The 8,377-nt window shown below is 64.2% G+C and carries 7 protein-coding genes and 1 tRNA gene; 6 read left to right on the plus strand and 2 right to left on the minus strand.

The features are described 5' to 3' along the window. Window positions 1–140 precede the first annotated feature (140 nt). Window positions 141–866 carry an Arc family DNA-binding protein gene (locus ELY13_RS14255; protein WP_126174569.1) on the plus strand — a complete coding sequence of 242 codons (726 nt, stop codon included), beginning with the start codon at window positions 141–143 and terminating at the stop codon, window positions 864–866. Continuing rightward, window positions 866–2,047, plus strand: coding sequence for a tyrosine-type recombinase/integrase (locus ELY13_RS14260; RefSeq protein ID WP_126174570.1), 1,182 nt, complete (start codon window positions 866–868; stop codon window positions 2,045–2,047). Before ELY13_RS14255 ends, ELY13_RS14260 begins: the two co-directional genes overlap by 1 nt. 45 nt (window positions 2,048–2,092) lie before the next feature. Here ELY13_RS14260 and ELY13_RS14265 read toward each other — a convergent pair. Both ELY13_RS14265 and ELY13_RS14270 read right to left on the minus strand, forming a co-directional pair. Then, a tRNA-Leu gene (locus ELY13_RS14265) sits at window positions 2,093–2,177 on the minus strand. 71 nt (window positions 2,178–2,248) lie between these two features. Next, complete coding sequence (locus ELY13_RS14270; protein WP_126174571.1) at window positions 2,249–2,530, minus strand: integration host factor subunit beta; 282 nt, start codon at window positions 2,528–2,530, stop codon at window positions 2,249–2,251. Between the two features lie 319 nt (window positions 2,531–2,849). On the opposite strand from ELY13_RS14270, the gene ELY13_RS14275 reads away from it, so the two are divergent. The 4 genes from ELY13_RS14275 (at window position 2,850) to ELY13_RS14290 (ending at window position 8,073) form a co-directional block, all read left to right on the plus strand. After that, window positions 2,850–4,523, plus strand: coding sequence for a peptide MFS transporter (locus ELY13_RS14275; RefSeq protein ID WP_126174572.1), 1,674 nt, complete (start codon window positions 2,850–2,852; stop codon window positions 4,521–4,523). 31 nt (window positions 4,524–4,554) lie between these two features. Next, window positions 4,555–5,937, plus strand: a complete 1,383-nt coding sequence (locus ELY13_RS14280; RefSeq protein WP_420897436.1) for an amidohydrolase — start codon at window positions 4,555–4,557, stop codon at window positions 5,935–5,937. Next, window positions 5,934–7,283 (plus strand): amidohydrolase family protein, encoded by a 1,350-nt coding sequence (locus ELY13_RS14285; protein ID WP_126174573.1) that lies wholly within the window; start codon window positions 5,934–5,936, stop codon window positions 7,281–7,283. Before ELY13_RS14280 ends, ELY13_RS14285 begins: the two co-directional genes overlap by 4 nt. Before the next feature lie 79 nt (window positions 7,284–7,362). Continuing rightward, complete coding sequence (locus ELY13_RS14290) at window positions 7,363–8,073, plus strand: hypothetical protein (protein WP_126174574.1); 711 nt, start codon at window positions 7,363–7,365, stop codon at window positions 8,071–8,073. Window positions 8,074–8,377: the final 304 nt, after the last annotated feature.

Below are 8,377 nucleotides of genomic sequence, written 5' to 3' on the forward strand. Positions count from 1 at the left end.
ATGGCGACGAACCCACCAGGCAATCGCTGCGGCATGCCACCGAAAGATGCGAAAACAAGCGCAACCGTAGTACTAGGCCGTCAGGGCAAGGTTGCCGTTTGAAGTCGTGATGACGGTGTCGCCATGCGTTTCAAAAAGTAATGCCGCGAAAAACCGACAAATCGCGCGATCCCCAGCAGATTGTGGGTATTCAGCTACGCTTCCGTGAGGCACTGCGGAGCCAGCTAGGGGACGCGGCGAGCGCGTCCGGCAATTCCATGAACAGCGAAATCGTCGAGAGACTGAACAGTTCACTCGCCGAGGATCGGCTATTCGGGCGCGGCCTCAACCGCAGGCTGCTGATCGAAATCGCGAACCAGATTGCGCGCGCTGAAGCGATTACCGGAAAGACGTGGCACGACGACGCTTCGACTTATTGGGTCGTACGTAGGCTTGTCGATGATGTATGGCAGCGACACAGACCGGTGCCGGCTAACTTTGAGGCAATACGGGAGCAGGAATCATACCTGCACCAATTGCGTGAGCGCAGAGACGCCCTCGTAACCTTCCTCAAAGGGTGTGACGCTGTTGATCCAGCCAACGCCCTTACCTTGGCGTTCGGTCCTGCTGCTGGGGACAAATTTCACACTCCCGCGCAAAGTGAGCGATGGCGCAATCCGAAGGCTCCTGGGCAGCCCGTTTCAGATGAGGACCAAGCCTTCATTGAGGAGCGGGTTGCCGAACTGGAAACTGTCGAGGACGAAATTGAAGCGCTCAACAGAGTCATACATGAGCTTCTGACTCCTTGGCGCGTGGCCAAGACGGACGGCAACGCGCTATATGAACGGCTGACTACATCCGAAGCAGTTGACGAGGATCAGGGATAGTGGCCCTTCGCTTCCAGCGGCTCACCCGTCCCGCAATTCGCGCCCTGCAACCGGGCAAGAAGCTGGCCGAACATGGCATCACCGCCGAGCGTCAGAAGAACGGCGACGTCCGCTTCTCCGTTGATATCATGGCGGACGGGCAACGTATTCACCGCGTGATCGGTCGGGAAAGCGAAGGTATCACCCGCGAACAGGCGGAGCGCGCGATTGAGAGCTTCCGCACGAAAGCGAGGGAAGGGCGGCTCGACCTGCCGACCGGCCGGAAAGTTCACCGCACCTTTGCGGAAGCTGGTGAAGATTACCTCGAGCGCATCGAACATCATCCGAAGCACGGGCGGAACCTAGCGCGGAAGCGCCAGCACATCCGTCAGCGACTTGCGCCCTATTTCAAGAACCTGCGCCCCAATAAGCTGACGGACTTCGCCATTGCGCACTACATACGCCACCGGAAAGCCGAAGGCGCGGCACAGGCGACCATTAACCGTGAGCTATCCACCCTGTCGCATTTTCTGAACCGCTGCCACGAATGGGGCTGGATCAAGACCAAGCCGAAGATCGACAAAGGCGAGGAGGCCCGCAAGCAGATCGTCATTCTCTCTGAGTCCGACAAGCAGCCGCTCATGCGAGCAGCCTTTGGGGACCAAGACCCGCTCACGTGGCTCTTTGTCGCTATCGCCATGGGAGCGGGAACGCGCCATAGCGAGATCCTGCGCCTCCAATGGCGGGAAATCGACTTTGGTTCGCGCCGCATCTACATCGGGCGAGCAAAGGCCGGGCAGCGCGAACAGCCTATGCCGCCGAACCTTGCCAATCGCCTCCAGGCCGAATGGGATCAGCTAGGCGAGCCGACTGGCTACTTGTTTCCGACCGCGCGCGCCGACGCCAAGCACCCACATCGGCAGGACATGGCGAAGCAGTTCAAGCGGACAGCCGAGCGCGCGAAGCTGGACCCTGCCAAGGTGACGCCGCACATTCTCCGACACACTGCGATCACAGAGCTGGTCAAAGCGGGGGTGGACCTGCCCACAATCCAGAAGATTAGCGGACACAAGACGCTCGCCATGGTCCTGCGCTACACTCAACTTTCCAATGAGCATGTGGACCGCTCCGTCGCTACGCTCGATTCGGCTTTTCCCCGACACGATTGCACCGGAATCACACACGGCCCCGAGCGAGGCTAGGCGAGCCACCGGTTAGAATGCAGCCAGAGCCCGCAGTTAAGCTTATGGTGCGGGCGGCGGGACTCGAACCCGCACGATCAAGGATCAGGGGATTTTAAGTCCCCGGCGTCTACCATTCCGCCACGCCCGCTGCACGCAGCGGTCTATACAGGAGGTGAGCTGCTTGCCAGCGCAAGTATCGGCCGAATGCGGGAAGCGGCGTCAGACCACCTTCAGGCGGTCACGCATTTCCTTGCCGGGCTTGAAGTAAGGCACCCGCTTGGCCGGCACATCGACAGCCTGCCCTGTGCGCGGGTTGCGCCCGGTGCGCGCATCGCGCGGACGCGTGGAGAAAGCGCCGAAACCGCGCAGTTCCACCCGGCCGCCTTCGGCGAGACGGGCGCCGATTTCCTCGAAGAAAATATCCACGACCTGCTCGATTTCTTCCGGACGCATCTGGGGATGGGCTTCGGCCATCTCCTGCAGCAATTCGGATCGAATCATCGTTGCCTCCTCAGGTCCGGAGCATCGACCGCCGTTCCAGCGGCAGCCGGGCCCGAACCGTCGTTCCGGGCCGTCTCGTACAGGTGGCGCCTAGTGCCAGAATCGGAACCACTGCGCAATCCGAGTTCCTACCGGTAAGCTTGATATTTGTTGGCGGCTCACCCCGGGTTTGCTTTTTTCCACGCCGGCAGGGGTGCTCCTCACTGTCAAAATAGTTTCATTTTTTACCAAGGTGACACGCAAAAGGCTTCACATGCCGGATTAGGCGGCTAGTTTCGCACCCCGCCCGCCATCCGCGCGGGACCGGCTGGGAGCGGACATGAAAGACATCGCGTTGTGGAACGAGGGGGACTGGATCGCGGCGATCGCGGCAGTGGCCCTGTTTGCCGTGCTCGTGATCGGGGGCGTGATCGCCACCCGCCGCAGCGAGGAAGTGGTCGGGCACCCGCGCGGCTTGTTCGTGCTGTTCTACACCGAGATGTGGGAGCGCTTTTCCTATTACGGAATGCGCGCGCTGCTGATCCTCTACCTGACCAAGCACTGGTTGTTTGAGGATTCCCAGGCGAACCTGATCTACGGCGCCTATACGAGCCTGGTCTACATCACCCCGGTGCTGGGCGGCTGGCTGGCGGACCGTTACCTCGGCCAGCGCAAGGCGGTGATGTTCGGCGGTGTACTGCTTGCACTCGGCCACGGGTTCATGGCGGTGGAAGGCGATGGCGGGCAAGCCGATCCGGCGCTCAACGTGTTCTGGCTGGCGCTGGCATTCATCATCGTCGGCTCGGGGTTCCTGAAGGCCAACATCTCGGTGATCGTCGGACAGCTTTATCGCCTGACCGATGAGCGGCGCGATGCCGCCTATACGATATTCTACATGGGCATCAACGTCGGCGCCGCGCTCGGCACGCTGCTGGTCGGCTACCTGGGTGAAACGATCGGCTGGGGCTACGGCTTCGGTCTGGCCGGCATCGGAATGGTGCTGGGGCTGATCATTTTCGCCTTCGGCAGGCCGGCACTACAGGGCCAAGGCGAAGCGCCCCGGCGCCTTGGCGTGACGACCGAGTACGTGCTCTATGCCGTCGGCTTTGCCGCGGTGGCCGCCTTGTGGCTGCTGATCCAGTTTCAGGAGGCGGTCGGCACCATGCTGGGCTTCGCGGGCCTGCTGCTGCTGATCTATGTGCTGTACGAAGCCTTCAAGCTGCCGAAGGACGGGCGGGACCGGATCTTCGCGATCATCTTCCTGGTCATGCTGCAGCCGGTGTTCTGGGGCTTGTTCGAACAAGCGGGCGGCAGCCTCAACCTGTTCACCGACCGGTTCGTTGATCGGGGCGGAGTGCCCGCCTCGCTGTTCCAGTCGATCAACGCGATCTACATCGTGCTGCTGGGCCCGGTGTTCGCCGCGTTGTGGGTCTGGCTGGCGAAGCGCGGGCTGGAACCCTCAACCCCGGCCAAGTTCGGGCTCGCCATTATTCAGGTCGGCCTCGGTTTCCTGGTGTTCGTCTGGGGGGCGCAGGCGGCGCCCGGGCTGTTGGTCCCGGTCTACCTCGTGTTCGTGATCTACCTGCTGCACACCACCGGCGAACTGTGCCTGTCCCCGGTCGGCCTTTCGGCGATGAACCGGCTCGCCCCGCGGCACATGGCCTCGCTGATCATGGGCGCCTGGTTCTTCGCGACGGCGGGCGGCAACTTCGTCGCCGGCATGATCGGTGAGGCAACCGGCGGCGAAGGCGGCGAGATGACCAAGGAAAGCACGCTGGAGGTCTACAACAACATCGGCTGGGTGGCCTTTGCCATCGGCGCGGCGGTGCTCCTGGTCGCGCCGCTGGTGAAGAAGCTGATGCACCTCGATACTCTGGGCGACGACAACGTGGGCGATGACCTGGAAGGCCTGCCGCAGGCAGGCATGGAGGCGCAGGAAGCCGGGATGCACCCGGCGACCTTCCCCCCGGGACCGGATGACGAGCCGCGGCAGGACCAGCCGCCGCGTAATTGAGCGACGACGCAAGAACGGAAAGCCACTGGATATGATGAAACGTGCAGGGATGGCGCGAAAGGCCGCACTCGGGCTGTCGTGCCTTGCGGCGCTAGCCGGGTGCGCAGCGGGCGAAGGCAAGCCGACCGGTCTCGCATCGACCCCTGTGGCCGATCCTTATCCGTCCACCTACCGCGCCTATCCCGGTGCCCCTACCGCGCTGGTCGGCGCGACGGTGTATGACGGGGCGGGCAACCGGATCGACAACGGCACGGTGCTGTTTGCCCAAGGCAGGGTCGTCGGCGTCGGCGGGGCCGATCTGGCGATCCCGGCGGGCTACGCGCAGATCGACGGGGCGGGCAAGTTCGTGACCCCCGGGGTGATCGATGCCCATTCCCACCTTGGCGTCTATGCTTCCCCCGGAGTGGATGCCAACTCCGACGGGAATGAGGCAACCGATCCGAGCACGCCGGAAGTCTGGGCGGAACATTCCGTCTGGCCGCAGGATCCCGGCTTTTCCCGCGCTCTGGCCAACGGCGGGGTCACCAGCCTGCAGATCCTTCCCGGTTCGGCCAACCTGATGGGCGGACGGGCCGTGTCTCTGAAGAACGTGCCATCGCGCACCGTTCAGGGCATGAAGTTTCCCGGCGCGCCCTATTCGATGAAGATGGCCTGCGGGGAGAATCCCAAGCGGGTCTATGGCAGTCAGGGCCAGGTGCCTTCCACCCGGATGGGCAACTTCGCGGTCAACCGGCAGACTTGGATCGAGGCGCAGGAATACGCGGCCGGAGATCACGAGGAGCGCGATCTCGGCATGGAGACGCTGGAAGGCGTGCTGAGCGGCGACATCCAGATACAGAACCACTGCTATCGCGCCGACGAGATGGCGCTCGTCCTCGATATGGCGCGGGAATTCGGCTACAAGGTCGCCGCGTTCCATCACGCAACGGAAGCCTACAAGGTCGCGGACCTGCTGCGGGAAAACGATGTCTGCGCCGCAATCTGGGCCGACTGGTACGGCTTCAAGATGGAAGCCTATGACGCGATTCCCGAAAACGCCGCGCTGGTCGCCAATTCCGGCGCATGCGTAGTGATCCATTCGGACGATCCAAACGGAATCCAGCGGCTGAACCAGGCCGCGGCCAAGGCGCAGGCAGCGGGGGAGCGTATGGGAATCGCCATTCCCGATGCCGAGGTCGTCCGCTGGTTCACGCTCAATCCGGCCACGGCCATGGGGATCGACGATCGGACCGGCAGCCTTGCGCAGGGCAAGATGGCCGACGTCGTGCTGTGGAACGGCGATCCGCTGTCGGTCTATTCCCGGCCTGAAAAGGTCTGGGTGGACGGCGCGCTGCTGTACGATGCGAACGATCCGAAGCGGCGGCCGGTCAGCGATTTTGAACTTGGCCAGCCCGGCGCGGGAGATGTGAAATGAGCGCGGCACGCAGGATCGCGGGCGCGCTGGCGCTTGCTTCAACGGCGCTGGCCGCACCGCTGGCCGCGCAGGACTTCGCCATCACCAACGCCACCGTGGCGATCGGTGACGGCGGGGAGCCGATCGAGAATGCCACCGTGCTGGTGCGGGGCGGAAAAGTGGTCGCCGCCGGGGCGGGCGTACCCGTCCCGGCAGGCATCGAGCGGATCGACGGACAAGGCAAATGGGTCACCCCCGGCTTGTTCGCCGCCGTGAGCGACCTTGGATTGTGGGATGTCGAGGGCGTCGGCGACAGCAACGACACCGAAGCCGACGAATCCCCGTTCAACGCCGCGCTCGACGTGGCGCCGGCTATCAACCCGTTGTCGGAGCATATCGCGATCAGCCGCACCGGCGGGATCACCCGGTCCAGCGTGATCGGCCATCCGGGCAATTCGATCTTCGCCGGTCAAGGCGCGCTGATCGATCTCGGCGCCGATCCGCAGGCCGTCACACGGCCGCGCGCCTTCCAGTACGCCGTGCTGAACGAACAAGCCGGACGGATTGCGGGAGGCAGCCGGGTTTCGGCACAGGCGCTGTTCCGCAACGCCTTGCGCGAAGCGCGCGACTACGCCGCCCGGGGGAACATTCCGCGCGAAAGCGCCGACCCCCGGATGGTCGACACCTCGGCCGAGCGGGCGCGCGACGTCCTGCTGACCCGGTTCGATGCGGCGGCGCTGGTGCCGGTGGTCGAGGGAACCCAGAAGCTGTACCTGCGGGTGGAACGGGCCGCCGATATCCGGTCTGCGCTGGCGCTGAAGCAGGATTTTCCCAAGCTCGACCTCGTGCTGGTCGGGGCGACGGAAGGCTGGATGGTCGCCGAAGACATCGCCCGCGCGCGTGTACCGGTGATCGCACGCCCGCTGGTGGACTTGCCCAACCGGTTCGAACAGCTCGCCTCGACCCAGTCCAACATCGGGCGGATGCGCGCGGCGGGGGTGGACGTGGCGATCGGCGGGTTCATTGGCCCGGACAACCAGCCGCGCTGGGCACCGGAGGAAGCCGGCAACCTCGTCGCGCTGACGCGCGTGCCGGGCGCCACCGGGCTGAGCTGGGGGCAGGCGCTTGCCGCGATCACTTCGGTCCCGGCGCGGATCAGCGGACTGGGCGACACGGCCGGGGTGCTGAAGCCGGGTGCGCTGGGCGACGTGGTAATCTGGAACGGCGATCCGCTGGAGCTTAGCTCCTCGCCGGTCCGCGTGTTCATCGAAGGGGTCGAACAGCCGCTCGACAACCGGCAGACCCGTCTGCGCGACCGCTACCGCACCCCCGCGCCCGGCGCGCTGCCAAAGGCGTACGACTGGTAAGGCCTCCCCTGTCCGCGTCACGGCCTTGTCATCTCCACCCGGCAGACAGTGCCGGTGGAACAGGACGAGGAGAAGCACTGTGCCCGGATTTGGAAAGACCATCGCCAGTCTGCTGGCTGTCGCGCCCGTCGCTGCGCTGGCGCAAACCCCTTATGCGGCGCCGAGCGGGGTTGCGGAGATGGACGGTTGGAAATCCGTGGAGCACTGGCGCTCGCCCGACCACGCGGATCCGCAGGCGCCGCGCTACATCTCGGTGGCTCTGGACCCTTCCGACGCGCGTGACTGGAACGGGCTGAAGAAGTGGATCACGGAGGTGCAGGGGCTAAACCCCGCCGCGCCGCTGCAGCTGGAGCCGCTGGAAGTCTGGAAGCAGGTGGACGGCAGCGACAGGCGGATGACCATCGCGGGCACGACCCGCGGCGGAAAGCCGCATGTCGCTTTCCTCATGGCAAAGCGTGAGGATGGAAGCCCCTATACCTTCCGCCTGGTCGGGCTCGAAGTACCCCGGAGCACGTATGAAAAATGGGGCGGTGTCGCCTTTCCACTGATGATGCGGGAGATCATTCCCAGCGTCGATGCATTCCCCGCCAAGGAGCGGGCTGCCGTGGCGCGAGCAAGTTATCCGCGGCAGGTGGCAGTGTTCGAAGCGGCCCTCAACCGGCATACCGAAGTGCTTGCGGCCGGCCTGGTTGCCCAGATGGGTCAAGCACAGACGTTGCTGCGCATGCAGGAACTCAACTACGACCTGCTGCTTGGCGGCGACACCACCTCGCCGACGATCGCCGATTGAACAGGGGAATCGGGGTCGGGTTGGCGAACGCGCCTTCGCTGGCCTTGAGAGACGAAGTGCGGAGGTGGCCCCTGCACCCGCAGGGCTTCTGCCACCAATAGCAGTCGGTGACCGACGGAGTGTTCGTCCGGGGGCGGTGGGTTCAACGGGTCGTTGCAGCACGCTCTGCAAACATTTCAGCGGGCGTCAGATACATCAAGATTGTTCTAGTACTACAGTTGCGCTTTTTTTCGCATCTTTCGGTGGCATGCCGCAGCGATTGCCTGGTGGGTTCGTCGCCATCGCGACCAGGCCCAGATGAAGG

The organism is Altericroceibacterium xinjiangense (assembly GCF_003958635.1).
Classification (GTDB): Bacteria; Pseudomonadota; Alphaproteobacteria; order Sphingomonadales; family Sphingomonadaceae; genus Altericroceibacterium_A; species Altericroceibacterium_A xinjiangense.

Coding starts and splice junctions, on each gene's coding strand:
- ELY13_RS14255 (WP_126174569.1), top strand. CDS start 141: ATGCCGCGAAAAACCGACAAATCGCGCGATCCCCAGCAGATTGTGGGT.
- ELY13_RS14270 (WP_126174571.1), bottom strand. CDS start 2,530: ATGATTCGATCCGAATTGCTGCAGGAGATGGCCGAAGCCCATCCCCAG.
- ELY13_RS14275 (WP_126174572.1), top strand. CDS start 2,850: ATGAAAGACATCGCGTTGTGGAACGAGGGGGACTGGATCGCGGCGATC.
- ELY13_RS14280 (WP_420897436.1), top strand. CDS start 4,555: ATGATGAAACGTGCAGGGATGGCGCGAAAGGCCGCACTCGGGCTGTCG.
- ELY13_RS14285 (WP_126174573.1), top strand. CDS start 5,934: ATGAGCGCGGCACGCAGGATCGCGGGCGCGCTGGCGCTTGCTTCAACG.